This window comes from Streptomyces diacarni, from assembly GCF_003323715.1.
In the GTDB taxonomy this organism is placed as follows: Bacteria; Actinomycetota; Actinomycetes; order Streptomycetales; family Streptomycetaceae; genus Streptomyces; species Streptomyces diacarni.
Genome location: NZ_QOIN01000058.1, coordinates 42,109 through 62,634, shown reverse-complemented (window position 1 = coordinate 62,634; position 20,526 = coordinate 42,109). Strand labels below are relative to the sequence as shown.

19 protein-coding genes and 1 pseudogene are annotated in these 20,526 nt (G+C 69.6%); 9 read left to right on the top strand and 11 right to left on the bottom strand.

Going from position 1 to position 20,526, the window contains the following annotated elements; translation table 11 throughout:
- Both DTL70_RS28450 and DTL70_RS28445 read left to right on the top strand, forming a co-directional pair.
- Positions 1 to 140 (top strand): transposase (locus tag DTL70_RS28450; RefSeq protein WP_147266794.1); only part of this gene is annotated, 140 nt, incomplete at its 5' end.
- A gap of 185 nt (positions 141 to 325) precedes the next feature.
- Entirely contained in the window at positions 326 to 814 is a 489-nt protein-coding gene (locus tag DTL70_RS28445) for a GNAT family N-acetyltransferase (protein ID WP_114024885.1), read from the top strand.
- Positions 815 to 1,030: 216 nt separating this feature from the next.
- Here the strand turns inward: DTL70_RS28445 and DTL70_RS28440 are convergent, their stop codons facing one another.
- Positions 1,031 to 1,870 (bottom strand): enoyl-CoA hydratase/isomerase family protein, encoded by an 840-nt coding sequence (locus DTL70_RS28440; protein WP_114024884.1) that lies wholly within the window; start codon positions 1,868 to 1,870, stop codon positions 1,031 to 1,033.
- A 95-nt stretch (positions 1,871 to 1,965) separates the two neighbouring features.
- On the opposite strand from DTL70_RS28440, the gene DTL70_RS28435 reads away from it, so the two are divergent.
- Entirely contained in the window at positions 1,966 to 2,325 is a 360-nt protein-coding gene (locus DTL70_RS28435) for a winged helix-turn-helix transcriptional regulator (RefSeq protein ID WP_114024883.1), read from the top strand.
- Positions 2,326 to 2,429: 104 nt separating this feature from the next.
- Here DTL70_RS28435 and DTL70_RS28430 read toward each other — a convergent pair whose 3' ends face one another.
- The 5 genes from DTL70_RS28430 to DTL70_RS28410 form a co-directional block, all read right to left on the bottom strand.
- Positions 2,430 to 2,798: a hypothetical protein gene (locus DTL70_RS28430; RefSeq protein ID WP_181861122.1), complete on the bottom strand. Its 369-nt coding sequence runs from the start codon at positions 2,796 to 2,798 to the stop codon at positions 2,430 to 2,432.
- 115 nt (positions 2,799 to 2,913) lie between these two features.
- Entirely contained in the window at positions 2,914 to 3,372 is a 459-nt protein-coding gene (locus DTL70_RS28425; protein ID WP_114024881.1) for a hypothetical protein, read from the bottom strand.
- A 10-nt stretch (positions 3,373 to 3,382) separates the two neighbouring features.
- Entirely contained in the window at positions 3,383 to 5,752 is a 2,370-nt protein-coding gene (locus DTL70_RS28420; RefSeq protein ID WP_114024880.1) for a molybdopterin oxidoreductase family protein, read from the bottom strand.
- Positions 5,753 to 5,887: 135 nt separating this feature from the next.
- The gene (locus DTL70_RS28415) at positions 5,888 to 6,955 is read right to left on the bottom strand and encodes a tellurite resistance/C4-dicarboxylate transporter family protein (RefSeq protein ID WP_114024879.1); all 1,068 of its coding nucleotides are present in this window, start codon (positions 6,953 to 6,955) and stop codon (positions 5,888 to 5,890) included.
- Between the two features lie 411 nt (positions 6,956 to 7,366).
- Entirely contained in the window at positions 7,367 to 8,488 is a 1,122-nt protein-coding gene (locus DTL70_RS28410; protein ID WP_114024878.1) for an FAD-dependent oxidoreductase, read from the bottom strand.
- A gap of 54 nt (positions 8,489 to 8,542) precedes the next feature.
- Here DTL70_RS28410 and DTL70_RS28405 point away from each other — a divergent pair, with 54 nt between their 5' ends.
- Together DTL70_RS28405 and DTL70_RS34515 are read left to right on the top strand one after the other, a co-directional pair.
- The gene (locus DTL70_RS28405) at positions 8,543 to 9,235 is read left to right on the top strand and encodes a TetR/AcrR family transcriptional regulator C-terminal domain-containing protein (protein ID WP_114024877.1); all 693 of its coding nucleotides are present in this window, start codon (positions 8,543 to 8,545) and stop codon (positions 9,233 to 9,235) included.
- Positions 9,236 to 9,403: 168 nt separating this feature from the next.
- A pseudogene (locus DTL70_RS34515) lies at positions 9,404 to 9,915 on the top strand (GNAT family N-acetyltransferase).
- A 104-nt stretch (positions 9,916 to 10,019) separates the two neighbouring features.
- Here the strand turns inward: DTL70_RS34515 and DTL70_RS34845 are convergent.
- Entirely contained in the window at positions 10,020 to 10,403 is a 384-nt protein-coding gene (locus tag DTL70_RS34845; RefSeq protein WP_114024876.1) for a GrpB family protein, read from the bottom strand.
- 509 nt (positions 10,404 to 10,912) lie between these two features.
- Between DTL70_RS34845 and DTL70_RS28390 the strand changes: the two genes are divergently transcribed.
- Complete coding sequence (locus DTL70_RS28390) at positions 10,913 to 11,434, top strand: hypothetical protein (protein WP_114024875.1); 522 nt, start codon at positions 10,913 to 10,915, stop codon at positions 11,432 to 11,434.
- A gap of 100 nt (positions 11,435 to 11,534) precedes the next feature.
- Here the strand turns inward: DTL70_RS28390 and DTL70_RS28385 are convergent, their stop codons facing one another.
- On the bottom strand, positions 11,535 to 12,947 hold the full coding sequence (locus tag DTL70_RS28385; RefSeq protein ID WP_114024874.1) for an MFS transporter: 1,413 nt from the start codon (positions 12,945 to 12,947) through the stop codon (positions 11,535 to 11,537).
- Between the two features lie 467 nt (positions 12,948 to 13,414).
- Here DTL70_RS28385 and DTL70_RS28380 point away from each other — a divergent pair, with 467 nt between their 5' ends.
- Positions 13,415 to 14,596: an L-talarate/galactarate dehydratase gene (locus DTL70_RS28380; RefSeq protein WP_114024873.1), complete on the top strand. Its 1,182-nt coding sequence runs from the start codon at positions 13,415 to 13,417 to the stop codon at positions 14,594 to 14,596.
- A 137-nt stretch (positions 14,597 to 14,733) separates the two neighbouring features.
- A complete protein-coding gene (kdgD, locus tag DTL70_RS28375; protein ID WP_114024872.1) occupies positions 14,734 to 15,660 on the top strand; it encodes a 5-dehydro-4-deoxyglucarate dehydratase in 927 nt (308 codons plus the stop codon).
- A 95-nt stretch (positions 15,661 to 15,755) separates the two neighbouring features.
- Here the strand turns inward: kdgD and DTL70_RS28370 are convergent, their stop codons facing one another.
- Entirely contained in the window at positions 15,756 to 16,928 is a 1,173-nt protein-coding gene (locus DTL70_RS28370) for an epoxide hydrolase family protein (protein ID WP_114024871.1), read from the bottom strand.
- Positions 16,929 to 17,032: 104 nt separating this feature from the next.
- Here DTL70_RS28370 and DTL70_RS28365 point away from each other — a divergent pair, with 104 nt between their 5' ends.
- A complete protein-coding gene (locus DTL70_RS28365; protein ID WP_114024870.1) occupies positions 17,033 to 17,608 on the top strand; it encodes a CGNR zinc finger domain-containing protein in 576 nt (191 codons plus the stop codon).
- A 23-nt stretch (positions 17,609 to 17,631) separates the two neighbouring features.
- Here the strand turns inward: DTL70_RS28365 and DTL70_RS28360 are convergent, their stop codons facing one another.
- Positions 17,632 to 19,134, bottom strand: a complete 1,503-nt coding sequence (locus DTL70_RS28360) for a sulfatase family protein (RefSeq protein WP_114024891.1) — start codon at positions 19,132 to 19,134, stop codon at positions 17,632 to 17,634.
- A gap of 59 nt (positions 19,135 to 19,193) precedes the next feature.
- Entirely contained in the window at positions 19,194 to 20,435 is a 1,242-nt protein-coding gene (locus DTL70_RS28355; protein WP_181861121.1) for an ROK family transcriptional regulator, read from the bottom strand.
- Positions 20,436 to 20,526: the final 91 nt, after the last annotated feature.

The window sequence follows — 20,526 nt, the reverse complement described above, 5'->3', positions numbered from 1 at the left end:
GGCTCTACAAGCGGCGCAACGTCGTGGAACGGTGCTTCAACCGACTCAAGCAGTGGCGTGGCATCGCGACCCGCTACGACAAGACCGCCGAGTCCTACCAAGCAGCCGTCACCCTCGCCTCGCTCCTGATGTGGGCGTGACATTTGAAGACAACTCCTAGGCCCCTGGAGCGGTGGCCCCTCCCGCACCACCGTCTGATCCCGTCCTCGTCACATGCGACTCCCCTCTGCCGCGAACGGCTACGCGAGGAACCCGTGGAATACCGTCTGGGGGTGACGTTGTCGGGCTGGGCTCGTCAACAGGTGGGCGGCCGGAGGTACGGAAGATGACCAACATCGTGTTGAAGCTGTCAGCCCGTGACTTGGTGCGCGCGGACCTGGCATCGTGCGGGTGGGCAGGGTCTGACCACCACCTGTCCGTTGTCGCGCGGCAGTTGGAACGTGCGCGGGCCGGTGAGGTCGACTACCTTGCGGTCTGTCCCGCGACCGATATCCCTGTGGCGAAGGGTGGCGTCGACTACCAGGTCAAGGACGGTGTCGGCACTCTGTGGCAACTGGCAGTCCACCCCGCGTTGCAGTCGTGCGGGATCGGCACGTTCCTCGTCGAAGCGGCGGAACTGCGCATCAGGAGCCGCGGTCTGCGGCACGCCGAGCTGGCGGTGGAGGAACACAATTCCCGGGCACGGGCCCTGTACGAACGGCTGGGGTATGCCGCCTACGGCCGTCAGCCGGACGCGTGGGACGAGCAGGCCGCTGACGGATCGCTGCGCCACTACGAGACCATCTGCACGTTGATGCGGAAGGACCTCGCGTAGGCGCGGTTCATCTTCACGGGGTCTGCCGGCGAACGCTCCGTCGGGGGTGAGCGCATGGAACGACAGCCGGCATGTCAGCTCAGAAGCGAGCAGCAGGGGAAGGTCTGCTCGACGGCGAGAGTGTACGGGACTGCCGGGAGGAGAACCGGCCGGTGTTCCTCGACGCGGCCCGGGCGGTCATGGGGTAGCCCGCCGAGCTCTCAAGTGACCTCGCACTCAGGTGATGTCGTCGACAAGAGCCTCAAGGCGGCGCTCTCCCGCGCGGGTGTGCGCGCCGGCGGCCAATGCGGCCTTGGCGAGGCGGGTCGCGGCGGGCTCACCGAAGAGCCCGCTGAGCAGTTCGTCGGCCTTCCGCAGGCCGTGAGTGGTCGACGCGGCCGCGGTGTCGACCGCTTCGGTCGCAGCGCGGACGACACCGGGCGGCAGAGCGGCGATGCGGGCGGCGAGGGTGTCGACGACGTGATCGAGCTCGGTGTCCGGCAGGGCCCGGTTCACCCATCCGATCCGTTCCGCGGTCGCGGCATCGACCAGCTGCCCGCCGAGGATGATCTCCAGGGCGCGTGCGCGGCCCACGAGGCCGGGCAGATACGCGGTGCCTCCTGCACCCGGGATGATGCCGAGCCGGCATTCCATCTGGGCCATTCCGGCGCGCTCGAGCGAGGCGAACCGCATGTCCATCGCGGACAGCAGTTCCGCACCGCCGCCGCGTGCCAGCCCCCGCAGCTTGGCGATGGTGAGCTGAGGCAGTGACCGGATGCGCTCGTGGAGTCTCATCATCGGGTTGAGGGACTGGTCTTGGCCGGGTGCGACGGTGAGGGCAGCGAACGCCGCCGGGTCGTCGGCGGTCGTCATGTCCCCGTGCGCGACGAAGAAGTCCGGGTCCGCACTGTCGAACACGATCACCCGGATGTCGCGGTCGCCGGACATGGCGTCCGCGAACCGGTCCAGGTCCTCCATCAGCGTGGCGTCGAGCAGATTGAGCGGAGGGTTGTCGATCACGACGTACGCCACGCCGTTGGAGAGAGAGATCTGGAGAGTCGAGTACGCGTCGGTCATGGTTCCCGCTTCGCCGTCGGACTGGTAAGTATCCGATGTATATCTAGTGGCGTAGATACACTTCAACGAAATCAGGTATCGCGAAGGAGACCGACGTGTCCGAAGTCGCGCTCGACGGCGACGGCCGACAGTTGCTCGACCAGCTCTTCGACAAGTGGTCCTTGCTGGTATTGGCCGCGTTGTGCGACCGCTCCCGACGCTTCAACGAACTCCGACAGCACATGCCCGCCATCACACCCAAGTCACTGACCGCGTGCCTGCGCCGACTGGAGCGCAACGGCATGGTCGAGCGAGCGGTCGTGTCCACGGAACCGGTGGCGATCGAGTACCGCATCACCTCTCTGGGCCGGACCCTTCGGCCCCCGGTGCACGCCGTACTGGAATGGGCCGCCGAGCACCTCGACGCGGTCGAAGCCGCCCGCCGTCACTACGACGAGCGGCGTGCGGAGAAGTGACCTCCCGGCCCACACCCTCCCCTCTCCACGGTGCGCCGCGCGCCTCCGCGGGCCCCGTCGCCGAGCCCGGCTGAAGCACACCGCGTATCGCTCGGGCCGGATGGTCAGTCCCGGTCACCGCGCTGTTCGCCTTCCTCCCCACGGCGGTAGAAGAAGGCGCTGAAGATGCCCGCCAGAGTGCTGACCACCGTGATGGCGTAGATGTCGATGAGGACGGAGATCGCTTTGCCGACGCCGGTGAGTGGGTTCGTCAGCGACGACGAGAGCGTCGTCATCTGTGCCGTCGTCCAGAACAGGGCGTCACCGAAGTTGTGCACCCCGGTTGTGGGGGCGTGCCGCTCCGCGAAGTAGATGCAGACACCGGCGATGACGTCGACGATCACGGTGAGTACGAAGGCCTTCACGAGCCTGGTGCGCAGGCTCAGGTGTGTCGGGCTCGCCGCACGGACGACGTCCCACACGTCCTCAGCCAAGGATCTGAGAACTCGGTGAACCATGGGGCACCCTCCAGCCTCGGTTGCGGGAACCGCCGAGAGCAGGCCGACAGGCAGCCTCCGCGTCCTCCCGTCGCTTCGTGCCGACGACGGCTCAGGTGGCGACGATCAGGGTCTGCGGCGCCGCGGCCTTCATCCGCATGCGGAGCCAGTCGAGCTGGTCCTTCGTCTCCTCGCCGTACTGCTGGGTGAGGTGGATCAGGTCGCGGTCGCGGATGGCACTGGCCGCTTGCCGGACGAGTGTCCAGGTGATGTCGACCAGGTTGGTGAGCTGGTAGAGGTCCAGCAGGTCACGCAGCAGGCCGGCCGGACCGTCGCGGGTCGAGGTCATTCCCTGGGCGTGCAGTCGGTCCGGGGCGGGTTCGTCCGCTGGTCCGCAGCGCTCCAGGACGGGTGCCAGCGCTTGAGCGTGTGCCGTGCACTGACGGGCGAAGCGTGCGGTGGTCCAGTGCACGTCCCCGTCTGCGACGTGTCCGTCGGAGACCGTCCGGTAGCTGGTGCTCAGCGTTTCTTCCGTCGCGTGGAGGAAGTGCAGGTAGGTGACCAGGTGCATGGGGTTGTTCTCACTCCCTGCCGGTGTCGGCGAAAGGACGCACGGGTGCGGAGGCCGTGGTGGTGGGGGCCGGGGCGGGGCCGTCCCCGGGGCGGATCAGAGTGACGGATACCGCGGCGACTTTGAGTTCGGGCTGTTTGGAGACCGGGTCCCAGCCGTTGAGCGTGAGTTCGTTGGCGGCGGACTCGGGGTCCCCGTAGTGCCAGGGAGCGAAGATCACGCCCTCGCGCACGTCTGAGATCCGGGCGGGTGCCTCGATGCTGCCGCGGCGAGAGGCGACCCGCACGATGTCGCCCTCGGCGATGCCGAGCCGCTGCGCGTCGGGGGCGGAGATCTCGACCCACATGGCGGGGGCTGCCTCGTTCAGCTGGCGGCTCCGCTTCGTCTTGGTGCGGGTGTGCCAGTGGTAGACGGTGCGGCCGGTGGTCAGCCGCATCGGGTAGGTCGCGTCGGGCTCCTCGTAGGGGTGGTCGTAGGCGGTGGTCTTGAGGATGGCCCGGCCGTCGACCCCGCGCGCCCGGTAGGCCGTCTCGCCGACCGGGGCGCCGGTCGCCAGGTGGTGTCCGTAGGTCTCACACTTCTCCACGGCGGTGTTGAAGACGCCGTCGGTGAAGAGGCGTTCGGTGCCGTTGGGCGCCTCGCTCGTGCACGGCCACTGCACGCCGCCGACGTCGTGGAGCTTCTGGTAGGTGAGGCCCGAGTAGTCGCAGGGCCGCCCTGCGCTTGCCGCCTTCCACGCCTCGAAGGCCTGCTCGGAGGTGTCCCAGGCGGGAAGCGGGTGCCCGTCCTTGTCGGCGAACCCCATACGGCGGGCGTAGTCGGTCCAGATGGCCTGGTCGCCGCGGGCCTGTCCGGGCGGCTCGACGGCCTTCTCCTGGAGGTGCACCGTGCGGTCGACGTTGGTGAACGTACCCGTCTTTTCCGCCCACAGCGCCGCCGGCAGCACCACGTCCGCCAGCTCGGTGGTCTCCGTCCGGTAGCCGTCGGAGACCACGACGAAGCACTGGTCGCCGGAGAGGACGCGGCGGATGCGGGCGAGGTCGGTCTGGGACACGGCCGGGTTCGTGCCGGCGATCCACAAGAACCCGATCGAGCCCTGCTCGGCGAAGCGGAGGATGGCGTTGGCATCGGTGGGTGCCGACCAGTGCGGGATCACCAGCGGGTCCACGTTCCACAGCTCGGCCAGCTCACGCACGTGGTCGGGGTTGTCCCAGTTGCGGAAGCCCGGCAGGGCGGGCCCGCAACCGGCCTCCCGGTTGTTCTCCGCCGAGGGCTGGCCGTTCATCTGCAGGATCCCGGCACCGGGGCGGCCGAGCATGCCCCGCAGCAGGTGGAGGTTGTTGACTTGGCAAGAGGCCGCGGTCGCCTGATGGGACTGGTAGAAGCCCATCGAGCAGGTGGAGACCACCCGCTCACCGGTGCCGAAGATCTCCGCTGCCGCCCGGATGTCGCGCGCGGGCACCCCGCAGATCTCCGCCGCCCATTCAGGGGTCGCGTCACGGGTGAGACGGTCGAGTTCGTCGAAGCCCACGGTGTGCGTCCGCACGTAGCCCTCGTTCACCCAGCCGCGGGCGATCAGCTCGTGCACCAGAGCGTTCATCACCGCGAGGTTGGTGCCGTTGCGGACAGGCAGGTGCACCGTGGCACGTTCGGCCACCTTGGTGCGCCGCGGGTCCACACACACCAGCCGCGGTGGGTCACCCGCGTCGAGGCGGTCGAGCATGCGGGTCCACAGCACGGTCTGCGTCTCGGCGACGTTGTGCCCGAACAGGAACAGGGCGTCGCAGCTGTCGACGTCGGTGTAGGAACCGGGCTGGCCGTCGGAGCCGAAGGACTCCTGGAAAGCGGAGGCAGCGGTGGCGGTGCACAGGCGGGTGTTGCCGTCCATGTGCGGCGTGCCGATCCCGGCCTTCCCGATGACGCAGAGCGTGTAGTACTCCTCGAGCATCAACTGCCCTGAGGTGTAGAACGCGTGGCTGAGCGGGCCCTTGGTCTCCAGCAGGGACCGGGAGCGCCCCACCACCGCCGCCATGGCCGTTTCCCAGTCGGTCTCCACCAGCCGGCCGCCCTCGCGGATCAGCGGGGTGGTCAGCCGGTCGTACTGCTGGCCCTGCCACCCGTACAGTCCCTTCGGGCCGAGCCGTCCGTGGTTGACGCGGTCCTCGGCCCGTCCCCGCACACCGACCATCCGCCCGTCTCTGACGGCCACTTCGAGCCCGCATCCGTTGGAGCACAGCAGGCAGGCGCCCCGCACCCACTCCTGTACGTCGGCCTCGGCGACTCCGTCGACGAGGTACTGGTCCACTCGCCGGGGCCACGAGGCCCCTGAGGGGAAGGGGGCACGCGGCCCCCAGATGTCCGCGACACGCTCGCCGCTCATGTTCCACCGTCCCTTTCATCTCGCCGCTGCAGAAGGCCATCAACGTTCGTATCGCTGCTGCGGAGGGCCAGCGACGACTGCCCGCCTACCGCGCAGCGCCCCTTCGCAGCGCCTTTCGACGGCTCTGCCCGCACCTCACCGGACCTCGTGTGCCTCGTGCTGTGCGGGGGCAGCGCCTCCCTCCCCGGGGAACAGGAGTGCCCTGCCCATGGCGATGGCCACGGCAGCCCATGCGGCGAAGCCGATCCACACCTCCACGCGGGCGATGTCGACCATGAAGTCCATGCCCGTCACACGGCCGTAACTCGCACTCGCCGCGCCGTACATGCCGAGGGGGAAGACCATGCTCCACAGCGTGGGCTCGTACCCCACCCGCTCCCGCTCGACCAGGTGGCGCCGCACGCCGAACGACAGCAGGAACGGAATCCACCACGTGCCGAAGGCCCGCAGCAGGAACGCCAGCCCGGAGATCACCTGCCGGGTCTGTGCCATGACCGGGAGGGAGGCGGGCAAGGCGAGGAGGCCGGCCGCGGCGAGCACGCTGATGGCCGTGGCGCCCATGTAGACCCAGTAGGTCGGGCTCAGCGCGTGCGGGGTGACCTGGTCGTCGAGGAGGCGGACGGTGACGAGGCCGACCAACATCAGGTACAGCACCACCCCGATCCCCCAGAACGCAACGGCCAGCGGGGCGAAGGCCGCCGTCAGGTCGGGCTCTGCCGCGGCGATGGCGGCTGTCACGCCGGCCAGCGACTGCGTGCCGACCACCCACATGAACCAGCTGCCGTTCGTTCTCGGCAGCACCGGTCCCCGGCGGCGTCCGACCACCATGGCGCCCGGGATCGCGTAGGTGAGCACCAGCCAGACCGGAATACTCGCCGCGGCGAGAGCTGCGGTGGCCGGCAGGTGACCGTCGAGAGCCAGCCGACTGGCCAGCACATTGGGAGCCGCCACGAGAGAGAAATAGCCGAACGCCCGCCCGGGATCGCGGGAATCCGCCCGCACCCGCCCGGGAAAGGCGACCGCACGCCAGACATAAGCCGCCATGAGCAGAACGAAGGCGAGGGCGGCCACCGCCAGGAGGATGTCGGAGAGCACCTGCCAGTCGAAGGAGGCAAGCCCGGTGGAGACGATGCCGGTCGCCATCACCAAGGCGGCGTAGGCCGGGTGCAGGTCAGCGACTCCCTGGCGGAGGCGGGCCGTCATAGGGCGGCCGCCACCGACTCCGGCGCTCTCACCCCGGGTGTGGTCTCACCACGCGGCGGCCGACGCACTGTGCAGGTGCCGACGACGCGGATCCTCCGGACCTCCGCGACGGCCTGCGTCCTGCATACCCCCACAGTCAATGGTCGGTCTCCCTGCTGGTCGGAGCTGGTCGGAGCGTTGCCACGCGCTCGGTGGCCGGCGCGTGGCGGCAGGCACCACGCGGAGCCGGTTCGCTCCCGCATCACGACGCCCCACAGGCGGGCGTGGGTCGAGCGCCCCCTCTTGTCTACGTGTCCACGGCGTAGATCCCCAGCGCATCCGTTCGTGTCGTCACCCGCCCGGCCCCTCGCCCCGCCGAACGGCCTGCACGTGACGCCGTCGCGGTGACAGCCGTGCGCCTACGGGCGACGGTCAGGACGGCTGGACCTGGTCGAAGAGGGCGAGGGCTTCGGCGGGGTCCGGACCCACCAGGCGCTCCAGACCGGCCGTGGTGAACTGCGCCCACCTGCCGGCGCGCGCCCACATCTTGTCCTCGAAGACACGGACGACCTCGTCCATATCCGCCGGCCCTGCGGTGGCGAGGGACTCGGCGAGTTCGGCGCCTTCCAGCATCGCCAAGTTCGCGCCCGCTCCCAGCGGAGGCATCAGATGGGCGGCGTCGCCCAGCAGCGTCACTCCGGGGACATGCGTCCAGGTGTGGGCCACGGGCAGGACGTGGAGGGGACGGTGGACGAAGGCGGTGCCGTGGCGGAGGAGAGCGAGGGCGGGAGCGGTCCAGCCCTCGAACAGAGCCAGCAGGCGTGAGCGCACGGCCTCGGCGTCGGCCAGGTCCAGGTTCCTGTGCCAGTCCAGTGGCGCGCGGAACTGGGCGTAGACCTTGACGTGGCCGCCGCTGTTGCGCTGGGCGACGAGCGCGCGGTTCACGCCGTACACCGCCAGGGAACCGTGGCCGACCAATCGGGCGAGGTCGGGATGGCGGGTGTCGACGTCGTCCAGGGACGTCTCGACCAGGGTGACGCCCGTGTAGTGCGGTGTCACCGAGGAGACCGCCCGGCGGACCCGGGACCAGGCGCCGTCCGCGCCGACCACGAGATCGAACGTCTCCTGCCGCCCGTCCGCGAAATGAACCAGTACGCCGTCCCGGGCCCCCGGCACCACCTGCGTGACGCCCTGTCCCCACCGGACGTCGAGAGGGCCGAGCAGCAGATCGCGGAGTTGCCCGCGGTCGATCTCCGGATTGGCCGTGTCATCCGGATGGGGCTGCCAGTCGCGCAGTACGGTCCCGTCCGTGTCCAGGATGCGCATGGCCTGCCCCTCGGGACGAGCCAGCGCCCAAAACTCCGCCAGCAGTCCGGCCTTGTCCAGCGCGAGTTGGCCCAGCTCTTCCTGCAGGTCCAGTGTGCCGCCCGGAGGACGCGCGTCCGGGGCGGGATCGCGTTCGAGGACCGCGACGGGGTGGTCGTGACGGTGCAGGACGCGGGCGAGGCTCAGGCCGGCAGGGCCGCTTCCGACCACAGCGATACGGCGTCTCATGCCGATACACCGTATTTTCACGGGGCGATGCAGCGCAACAGTACGGTGTGACCCATGACTGTCTGGGACCGTCCGGAGCCGCCGGCCCGCCCCGTGCCGCTCGACCGGGAGCGGATCGTTGCCGCCGCCGTCGCGCTGGCCGACGAGGGCGGGCTGGAAGCGGTGTCCTTGCGCAAGGTCGCCGCTCGGCTGGGCGCAGGACCGATGCGGCTGTACGGCTACATCTCCACCAAGGAGGAGCTGCTCGACCTCTTGGTGGACGAGGTCCACGCCGAGATCCTCCCCGAGGAGCAGCCCGGTGACTGGCGGGAGGCGCTGCGCGTCCTCGCCCACCGCACCAGACAGGCCGCCCTCCGACACGAATGGCTGGCCGATCTGCTCGGCGGACGCCCGACCCTGGGCCCCAACGGCCTCGCCGTGACCGAGGCGACGCTGGCCGCCCTCGACGGCCTCGCCGGTCTCGACACCGTCATGCGCGCCGCGGAGACCTTCAGCGCCTACATCAACGGCGCGATCAGGCGCGAGATCACGCATGCGCGTGCCGAGCGCGCCACGGGCCTGTCCAAGCGCGACTGGCAGCGCGCCCACGGTCCGCATGTGACGAGGATGCTCGCCACGGGCCGCTTCCCGGCACTGGCCAAGGCCGTGTACGACGGCACGGACGTGGACGCCGAGACGTCCTTCGCGACGGGCCTGGACTGGGTCCTCGACTCCGTGGCGGCCAAACTCACGTGCCCACCGACGTAACGCGCGGCCCCTGCGGGGTGTGAGCGAAATCGGGGTCGGCGCCGTCGGGCCGCGCGGGTTGGCTCGCGCGGCCGCCTGATGGCTTCGGCCTGCCGTCGGGCGCCGCCCACGCCGCGCTTCGTCAGCGTCAGCGAAGCTTCCCGATTGACGCGCGGCACAATGAGTCTCATGCCAGACGTATCCGTTCGCCTCGCAGGTGATGCCGACCGTGCCGTCGTGGAGCGGCTTTGGCTGATGTTCAGCCACGACATGTCGGAGTTCGGCGGTCGGTTGCCCAACGCCGACGGAACCTTCCGCAGCGACCGGCTCCACAGGGCCTTCTCGGCATCCGACTGGGCGCCATATCTCCTCACGCGTGGTGAGAGTCCTGCCGGGTTCGCGTTCGTCCGCGGGGTGAGCGCCCCGACACGCGTGCTGAACAGCTTCTTCGTGGTGCGCGGCGCACGGCGGACAGGCATCGGGCTGCACGCTGTGCAGAAGATCGTGGCCAAGCACCCGGGCTCATGGGAAGTCGCGTTCCAGGAGGCCAACAGCTCCGCTGTGCGCTTCTGGCGGCGCGTCGCCAGGGAGATCGCCGACGACGCGTGGACAGAGGAACGCAGATCGGTACCAGGCCGGCCCGACACGTGCCTCCCGACCTCTGGATCTCCTTCAACACCCTTGCGCTGTCGGGCGGCTGAGCTGGAAGGCGGGGGAAGCCGCCGAGCACACTCGACGGCACCCGCAGGCGCCCGGCCGGGCCGGTGGTGCTCTGGCGGGTGTTGTCACCCCGAGTCCAACAAACTCACTGCTTCTCCCACACGGGCACCGGGGGCAGACCGAGTTGCGCGCGAGCACGGTCGGTGAGCTCCTGCACCAGCGCCGTCTTGGCTCGCGCGTACACAGCCGGTGGCGTACCAGCGTCGACGATCGCCCGCTTGAGGTTCGCGTACCGGGCCGCGTCCTCGGGGTGGGCGCGTAGTTGGTCCCGGAGGATGCGCTGATTGCGGGTGGGCCAACTCTCCAGGGTCACCACGTGCAGGATATGGCTGCGTACCTTCTCCCGTGCACGGACGTCCACCAGGGTGCGGCTCCGACTCGGAGTACCGCCGCGGGAGGGCTGCCTCACTGCGCCGGTTCTTCGGGTGCCGGGGACGGTACCGCACTCGTGCCGTGTTCCAGCGGCCATCGGTGGAGGGTCCCTGCGCGGGGGTCGGTGTTTCGGGCGCGGGAGAGCAACACGTACTCGGCACCGTCCTCGACGAAGCCCAGGGCACGCGACCGAGAGCCAAGCCGGGCGCCGACCGGTCGTCCCACCGTCCTGGGCGGCACCGCCGGACAGATCGCCGCCGACACCGCGCGCTTCGAGCAGTCCGGTGCCGCCGGAGTCGACCTCCTCGCCTACCGGGCCGGCGACATCGGCCCACTCGAACTCGTCGCCGCCGCCCGAACAACCGGAACGGGCCGACTGGTCGTGGCGGGAAGTATCGAACCCCAAGGGACGCTCGCGGCACGACAGACACCCGGCCAGGCGCTGCTTGCCGGGGAGGCAGCGGGTAGGTGGCTCCTCCTTGTGGGAATCCCCTCTCCGGCGGGAAGAAGGAAGAAGGCGGGGCCCGGGTTCCGTCGGGTGCTGGTACGGCTGTCGTCCGTTCGCAGCCGTCGCACTCCGCTTCCTTGCGCTCCACAGGGGGAACCATGCGTATCACGACCGTCCTCGCCTTACTCGTCGCCCTGCTCGGGGGTACGTTCATCGCCTCGTATGCCGCCGCTGCGACTGCCGTACGCGGCCCCGCGCACGCGTCCGACGCCACGGGAGGTCCCACCGGAGCGGGCGCTCTCGCTCCGGCCCGTACCTTCGCCGTCTCGGGGACGTCCGGGGCTTCGAGCGGCAGTGTGGGCAGCATGAGCAGCGCGGGCGGCCGCTACGTGACGAGCGGGATGAACGGCGTGAGCGGTACGAGTGGGATGGCCACCACGACCAGCGTGGGCGGTATGAACGGCATGGGCGGTACGAGCAGCGCGAGCAGTACGACTGGTGCTGCTGGCGGGGGCTCCCCCAGCGGCTCGGGAGGCGCACGCGGCTGGTCCGCCGGCTCATGGATCGCCTCTGCCGTGGTTGCCGGCATCGCGCTGCTGTTTCTTACCGGTCCCCGACTCGTCGCCCTGCTGGTGAGCGTCCTGCGGCTCACGAAGCGCGCGCGGCGCACCAGGCGGTGATCCCCTCGTCGGGGTCGTGTGCGCCGCGGTGGAAATGACGAGACCTTCGAACCAGATGGCTCGAAGGCACGTCAGGTGGAGCACGTGATCGGCTGCCGGCTTATGCGGTGGCGTGTCCGTGCTCGGGCAGCTCGACGCGCTTGATCTCGCGGACGATGACGAGGTAGCTGACCACGGCCATGGCCGCGCAGGCGCTGACGAAGGCCAGGGCCAGGTCGAAGGAGCCGGTGGCGTCGAGGAGCCAGCCGATGACGAGCGGCGTGACGATACCGGCGACGGCACCGAAGGTGTTGAAGACACCGCCGGCGAGGCCGGCGATCTGCTTGGGTGCGACGTCGGACATGACGGCCCAGCCGAGGGCGCCCATCCCTTTGCCGAAGAAGGACAGCGACATGATCAGCACGACCAGCCAGGAGGCGGTCACGTAGTTGCAGATGATGATGCTGGTCGACAGCAGCAGGCCGGTGACGATGGGTATCTTGCGGGCGGCGGTCAGGCTGATGCCCCGCCGGGCCAGGCGGTCGGAGAGCCAGCCGCCCAGGACGCCGCCGATGAACCCGCACAGGGCCGGCAACGAGGAGACGAACCCGGCTTCGAGGATGCTCATGCCGCGCTCCTGCACCAGGTACACGGGGAACCAGGTCAGGAAGAACCAGGTGATGGTGTTGATGAAGTACTGGCCGATGAAGACACCGAGTGTGATGCGGTTCTTCAGCAGCGTCCCGATGTGCCGCAGATTCTGCTTGCCAGCCGCGGCTTCCCTGGCCCCCTCGGCCCCCTTGGCCTGCGCCTCCCCCTCGGTGGTGGGGGCGTCCAGGTCGACCAGTGCGCCGCCGGAGGAGATGTGGTCGAGTTCGCTCTTCTGGATGCGGGGGTGGCTGCGGGGGGCGTAGATGACCTTCGTCCACACCAGGGCGAGGAGCACACCGAGGCCGCCGATGACGGTGAAGACGTGCTCCCATCCCATGGCGGTGACGAGCCATCCCATCAGCGGGGCGAAGGCGACGGTGGCGAAGTACTGGGCGGAGTTGAACAGGGCGGAGGCGAAGCCCCGCTCCTTGGTGGGGAACCAGGCGGCGACGATGCGCGAGTTGCCGGGGAACGAGGGTGCTTCGGCGAAGCCGACGGCGAAGCGGAGGAGGAACAGCAGGACGACCGCGGCTCCGGTGAAGAAGCCGATGGCGCCTTGCAGCATGGTGAAGACCGACCAGACGAAGATGGCCAGGCCGTAGACCTTCTTCGACCCGAACCGGTCCAGCAACCAGCCGCCGGGTATCTGGGCGATGAGGTAGGACCAGGAGAAGGCGGAGAAGAGGACGCCCAGCTCGCCGGAGCTGATGTGCAGGTCCTCCTGCATGGAGTCGCCGGCGATGGAGAGGGTGGAGCGGTCCGCGTAGTTGATCGTGGTGACGACGAAGAGCATGGCCAGGATCAGGTGTCTGACGCGACCTGTCCTGGCGGTTGCGGTGGCAACGGCGGTCGTCGGCTCGTCCTGCCGGTCGACAGCGGGCATGATCGGATCTCCTAGACCTAGGTGATGCGGCTGCGCTGCCGCGTGTGGTCCGAGCCACAGAACCGGTGGCTGAGTTGACCGTAGGGACCCGCACGATGCACGTCCATGTCCAATTTTGTTGGTTGCAATACAGTGCTTGAATGACGCCTTCGTGACGCGCGTATGCCGGGCACATGTCGGGTGGGGCTGTCTCGGGCCCGATCGCGCACGCCACACGGGTGCGGCACGATGCTCTTCCTGAATGGGCGCATCCAAAACTTATGTTGGACGTAAATCGTGACCGCGCCTAGCGTCGAACCCGTCGCACAGAGCGCACCACGGCCGCTCACCGTTCCAGCGGTGGTGGGAGAGCCACAGGAGTACACGCCCACCGTGCCTCATCCCGCACCGCGCTGCCACGATCCGCACCGGCCCGCACGATTCCCCATCCCCGACGATTCCGCACCCGCCGACCCCAGGGACACGAAGTGGTGACCACGACGCACACGACCTCTCATGCCGCGCGTACCGAGAGCGAGGCGACACTCGATCGGATCGCCTGGCTGCGTCTGTCCTCGGTGACGCTGCCGCTGGCGACTCCGATCAGCGACGCGAAGGTCTTCACCGGCCGGCAGAAGCCGATGACCGAGGTGGCCTTCCTGTTCGTGGAGCTGGCCACCGAGCGGGGACACGAAGGCATAGGGTTCAGCTACTCCAAGCGGGCCGGTGGGCCAGGCCAGTTCGCCCACGCCAAGGAGATCGCCGAGACACTGATCGGCGAGGACCCCAGCGACATCGGGAAGATCTGGACCAAGCTCGTGTGGGCCGGCGCCTCCGTGGGACGCAGCGGTCTGGCCACCCAGGCCATCGCGGCCTTCGACGTCGCCCTGTGGGACCTCAAGTCCAAGCGGGCCGGTCTGCCGTTGGCCAAACTGCTGGGCGCCCACCGTGACTCGGTGCGCTGCTACAACACCTCCGGTGGCTTCCTGCACACCCCGACCGAGCAGGTACTGGACAACGCCGAGTCCGCCCTGGCCAGCGGAATCGGCGGAATCAAGCTCAAGGTCGGCCACCCGGACGGGAAGTACGACCTCGCCCGCCTGACCGCGGTGCGCGAGCACATCGGTGACGAGGTGCCGCTGATGGTCGACGCCAACCAGCAGTGGGACCGGCCCACCGCCCAGCGCATGGGCCGTGCCATGGAGGAGTACGGCCTCGTGTGGATCGAGGAGCCCCTCGACGCCTACGACGCCACGGGCCACGCCGCCCTGGCCGCCTCTCTCGACACCCCGGTCGCCACCGGCGAGATGCTCGCCAGCGTCGCCGAGCACGTCGAGCTCATCCGCCACGACGCCGCCGACGTCCTCCAGCCCGACGCGCCCCGCATCGGCGGCATCACGCAGTTCCTCAAGCTGGCAACCCTGGCCGAACACCACCAGTTGCAGCTCGCGCCCCACTTCGCCATGGAGATCCACCTCCATCTCGCCGCCGCCTACCCCATCGAGCCCTGGGTGGAGCACTTCGACTGGCTGGAGCCGCTGTTCAACGAGCATCTGGAGATCCGCGACGGCCGGATGCACGTCTCCTCCCGACCCGGCCTCGGCTTCACCCTCAGCGAGCAGGCCCGCGCCTGGACGATCGCCACCCACGAGGCCGGCACACGTCCCTGACGTGCCGCTGCCGGCACAACCGCCCTCTCGCGCAACCGCCGATGTGAGCAACCACCGAGTCGCCTAGCCGCCGACTCGCACCACCGCCTCTCGCCCAACGGACCCGCGCACTCGTCAACCACAGGAGAAGCAGTTCCATGACGTCCTTCACCCCGGCAGAACTCGGCCGCCGTATCGGCTCAGGGCTGCTGTCCTTCCCCGTGACCCACTTCAAGGACGACCTGTCCTTCGACGAGGACACCTACCGCCGGAACATCGTCCGTCTCGGCCGGTACGACGTCGGCGGACTCTTCGCCGCAGGCGGCACCGGCGAGTTCTTCTCCCTCACGCCCAAGGAGGTCGAACGGGTCGTCACCGCCGCCACCGACAGCGCCCCCGACGGCACCCCGATCCTGGCCCCGGCCGGATATGGGACCGCCACCGCGGTCGAGTTCGCGACTGCCGCCGAACGCTGCGGCGCCGACGGCGTCCTCCTCTTTCCTCCCTACCTGACCGAAGCCGGCCAGGAAGGGCTGGCCCAGCACGTCGAGGCGGTGTGCCGCGCCACGTCCCTGGGTGTCGTCATCTACAGCCGCGCCAACGCGGTGTACTCGGCGCAGACCGTCGCCCGTCTCGCCGACAGCTGCCCCAATCTGATCGGTTACAAGGACGGTGTCGGCGACATCGACACCGTGACCCGCATCCACGCCCGCCTCGGCGAGCGCCTCACCTACATCGGCGGGCTGCCGACCGCGGAAACGTACGCACTGCCGTACCTTCAGCTGGGTGTGACGACCTACTCCTCGGCCATCTTCAACTTCCTGCCCGAGTTCGCCCTCGACTTCCACACCGCCGTACGCGAGCTGCGCCAGGCCGACGTGACCCGCATGCTGTCCGACTTCGTCCTGCCCTACACCGAGATCCGCAATCGCCAGGCCGGTTACGCGGTCAGCATCGTCAAGGCCGGCATGACCGCCACCGGACACACCGCGGGCCCGGTCCGGCCCCCGCTCACCGACCTCACCCCGCAGGAGTACGACGAGCTGACGGCCCTGATCGACAAGCTCCCCGGCACCACGGTTTGACCTGCCCCTGTGCCACACGGAAGTGGCGGGCACGGGTGACCGGCGCTCTGTGCTGTGCGGCCCGCCACTGACTGAGCGCCGCGCCCGGCCCGCGTTCACCGGCGAGCGGCCAGCACCGCCGCGAGGCCCTCTCGCAGGTCCTCGACGAAGTACCCGGGGACCTCGAGCGAGGGGAAGTGGCCTCCGGCTTCCGGTGACCTCCACCGGACGATCCGCCGGTACCGCTCCTGTGCCCAGGCGCGCGGAGACTTCTCGACGTCGCGGGGATACATGGTGATTGCCGACGGGACGTCGACCCGCAGTCCGGGGTCGAGCGAGTTGTGGCTCTCGTAGTAGATACGGGCCGCCGATGCTCCGGTCCGCGTCAGCCAGTACAGGGTGACGTCGTCGAGGACCCTGTCCCTGGATATCGTCTCGAACGGACTGTCCTCGGTATCCGACCACTCGGCGAACTTGTCGAGGATCCAGGCAAGGAGCCCGACAGGTGAGTCGACCAGCGAGTAGCCGATGGTCTGCGGCCGGGTCGCCTGCTGCTTCGCGTACGCCGCGCGGTGGCGCCAGAAATGGCGGGTCTGCTCGGTCCACTCGCGCTCGGCCGGCGTCAGCCCGTCCGTTGTCACACCGGGTGGTGCCTCCGCGAATGTCGTGTGGATGCCGAGGACGTGCGCCGGGAACCTGCCGCCGAGAACCGTGGTGATGTTGCCTCCCCAGTCGCCGCCATGGGCCACGAACTCGCCGTAGCCGAGCCTTCCCATCAGTTCCACCCATGCGCCCGCGATCTTCTCGGTCCCCCACCCGGTGGTGGTCGGCTTGTCGCTGTAACCGAAGCCTGGAAGCGAGGGCGCCACGACGTGGAACGCCGGCGCTTCGGCGTCTTTCGGATCTGCCAGCTCGTCCACCACGTCGATGAACTCGGCAACGCTGCCTGGCCAGCCGTGGGTGAGGATCAGCGGAGTGGCGTCCGCGCGCGGGGATCGGCGGTGCAGGAAGTGGATGCCCAGATCATCGATGGTCGTGCGGAACTGGCCGATCTCGTTGAGGCGCTCTTCAAACAGCCGCCAGTCGTACTCGGTTCGCCAGTAGTGCACGACATCGACGAGGTCGGCGAGAGGAACGCCCTGTCCCCAACGAGGGGGGCCGGGCGCGGCGCCGTGGACCGTCTCGGTCTCCGGCAGCCGCGCCGCGGCCAAGCGTGCGCGCAGGTCGTCGAGGTCGGCGTCGGTCGCGTGGGCTTCGAACGCTCGCACGTCGCCGGTGGGACGGGGCATGGGGGCCTCCTGGCCGTCGCGGAACCGGCCGCGATCCATCGCGAACCGGCTAAGACGGTTCTAGCAGTTTGCCGCGCCATGCCGCAACCATCTAAGGTGGTTCCATGCGTGATGGGTTTCCCGACTTCCGCCTCGGCAACGTGCTGGCTACCAGCTTCACGGGGACTCTGTCGGAGCGTCATGGCAACGCCGTGGAGCGCATCCCCACGCCGCAACGACTCATCGACTGGCTGGTGGTGTACGGCCTCGCCGTTGACAACTGCACCCCTGCCCAGCTCGACCTCGCCGTGGAGTTGAGGGAGTCGGTGCACGCCGCCGCGACGGCGGCCGCGCTCCAGGACGCGCTCCCCGTGCCCGCCCTCCAGGTGATCAATGACCGCAGCGCTCAGGGTCGGGCCGCAGCGATCCTGACGGCGGAGGGCGGTCGGCGCTGGCGGCTCAGCTCCGCTTCCCGCGTGGAAGACGCCCTCAGTGTGATCGCCACCGACGCGATCGACATCATCGCGGGCGAACGGGACGGGAAATTGGCCTTGTGTGCCTCACCGACCTGCCGGGCCGCCTTCTTCGACACCAGCCAGAGCCGCACCCGCCGATGGTGCGACATGAACACGTGCGGGAATCGCCAGAAGAAGGCGCGCTTCCAGGCCAACCAGCGCCGGAGCGCCGGGACAACGGGGTGATCACAGCCCTCTGGCGAACCGGCTCATCGGGGCTCGCCCGCCGACCGCGGCGGGTCGGCGTCCTCCTTCTCGAAGGAGGACAAAGTGGTGTCGTAGTCGGTCGGGACGTCGTACATGGGCGTCATCCAGTGGAAGAAGTTGTCGCCCCGCTCGCGCAGCAGGTGATACAGGCGGTGGGTCAACTCCCGGCGCACGCCGCGTAGTTCCGGGTGCTCGTAGCGGTTGAGGAGCTCGTCCGGATCGGTTTGGAGATCGTAGAGCTCGTTGTGCGACTCGGGGTTGACGACGAGCTTGTAGCGCCGCGTGCGCAGCATACGTTGCGGGTACGGGAAGTGGTGGCCGTGGTATTCGGCCAGGTGGTGCTCGTCCCATTCGGGATGCTCGCCGCGCGCCAGCGGCAGGAGGCTCCGGCTGTCGACGGCCGGGGCGGGATCGCTGCCGGCGAGCTCCAGGATCGTCGCCGTGAAGTCGGTCAGCGAGACGAACTCGTCGCGCACCTGTCCCGTCGGCCCGCCCGGCACCCGCAGCAGCCCAGGGATGCGGTAGATGTCCTCGTACATGGCCGGGCCCTTGTCGTGCAGCCGGTGGGCGCCGGTGAACTCGCCGTGGTCAGCGGTGAAGCACACCGCTGTGCGCTCATCCAGGCCCAGCTCCCGTACGCAGTCGAGGATGCGGCCGATCTGCTCGTCGATGAGAGTGACGTAGCCCCAGTAGACGGCGATCAGTTTGCGGCTTTCCTCGATCGGCATGGTGTCGAACGCCCACAGCTTGCTGTAGTTGCTCTGGACGGGCGGCTTGCCCGCGAACGTCTCCCCCACCGATGCCGGCAGGTCGACCAGGCCGGGGTCGTACAGGTCGAAATACGCGTCGGGGAGGATGTACGGCAGGTGGGGGCCGAAGAAGTGGGTGGCGAGGAAGAAGGGGGCGCCGTCGCCGCCTTGCTCGGCCTCGGCGAACCGGTGGAGCATCTCGATGGTGCGGCTGGCCAGGTAGTACTCGAAGGTCGCTTCGACGGGCTGGTGGAGCCGGGCCGCGAGGAGGTTCCCGGGGCTCCCGTTGGGAGTGGTGCCGCGCATCCGGTCGCTGATGGCGTAGCCGGGAAGGCCGTGTTCTTCGAGATGGGCGAGGTAGTCGGGATGGTCGACGGGGTTGTGCCAGCCCGCCAGGTCAGGGCCTTCGAAGCCGTAGTCGGCCGCGGTACGCCGGACGCCGCCGTGCCACTTGCCCATCAGGCCCAGGTGGTAGCCCTGACTCCGTAGTTGCCCTGCGAAGGTGAACTGGTCGTCCGCGAGGTCTTCCAGGTACCCCACGTTGCGCTCGTAGTTGGCCAGGAGTTTGTGCCGGAAGGGCGCGGCTCCGGTGAGCAGGCTGGCCCGGGCGGGCGTGCAGATGGCCGTGGGGGTGTAGCAGCTGTCGAAGCGGGTGCCTTCCGCGGCGAGGCGGTCCAGGTTCGGCGTACGCACGTGCGGGTTGCCGTAGGCGCCGAGGGTGTCGACCCGGTGCTGGTCGGTCATGAGGAAGAGCATGTTGGTGCGCACGGCGGTGCCTTTCCGGTCGTTCGAGTGCGGTCGGGCCGGGACCGGGATCACGACGCGGCGACGGCCGAGGCCCCGTCCGCCACGCCCGGGGCCGCTGCGCCCCGTGTCGGATACCCGGCGAGCAGGGGCGACTCGTGGAAGACGAGGGCGAGCGCACCGAGGGCCCCTGCCCGGTCGGCCAGGGCTGCGGGGACGAAGCGCACACCGCGGCTGACCCGCGCGGCCGTGTAGCGGCGGAAGGCGGCCTCGGCCGGGTCGAGGAAGAGAGGGCCCAGTTCCGCGATCTCACCGCCCAGGACGACGCGCTGCGGGTTCGCCGTGCTGCACGCGGCCGCGAGGGCCCGGCCAACGGCGCACGCGGCGCGTTCGAGGGCCGCGCACGCGCGCTCCTCGCCGGCGGCGAGCGCCTCGGTGAACCGGCTCCAGCTGCGCCGGCCCGCGGCCCGCAGCAGCGCGGGCACGGACGCGGCCTGCTCCAGGCAGCCGTGCCCTCCGCACCAGCAGCGGGCGCCCTCGGGGTCAACGCTGATGTGGCCGATCTCGCCCGCCGCGCCTTGAGCTCCCCTGAACAGCCGTCCCTGCGCGACGAGCCCACCGCCGACGCCGTACGACAACGTCACGTGCAGGGCGTCACCCGCGCCCCGCGCCGCGCCCCAGATGGCCTCGCCGAGTGCGGCCAGGCGCGTGTTGTTGTCGGCGAGCACGGGGACGTCGAGGGATGCGGCAACCCGGTCCGCGACGGACTGCCGGTGCCGGGGCACTCCGGGCGCGTCGCCGAGCGGCCCCGTGCCCCCACCGGTCGTCTCCCCGGGGCCCGGCGTACCGATGCCGACACCGCTGAGTCCCGCGAGGTCGATGCCCTCACGCTCGGCGAGGTCACGGAGCAGGGCGAGCGCGCAGTCGGCCTGTTCGCGGGCGCTGCCGCGGTTCGGCCGGTGGACACCGCCGGACGCGGTGACCTCGTGCGCCGCGTTGGCGATCGCGACCCTGAGACGTTCGCGGCCCATCTCGATGCCGACAGCCTGCGCCGAGCTCGGGTTGAGCGTGAGCCGGTGCACGGGTCGACCACGGCCCGCGCGAGCACCGTCCAGGGGGGCGGATTCCTCCAGCAGCACGTTGTCGGCGAGGAGCCGGCCCACGATGCCGGACAGGGTGGTGCGGGAGAGTCCGGTGGCCGTGGCCACGTCGGCCCTGCTGCTGGGGCCCTTGCGGCGGAGGACCTCCAGTACGCGCTCCATGTTTCCGTAGCGCAGCTGGCGCAGCACGGTGGGGTTCTTGTCCACTGCCATGGCGCCCATGCTGCCCAGGCCCGCTATTTTCGTCAACACTTCGACACAAGCCTGTGAACTGGGCACCGACGTCTTGATTTTCGACGAAGAC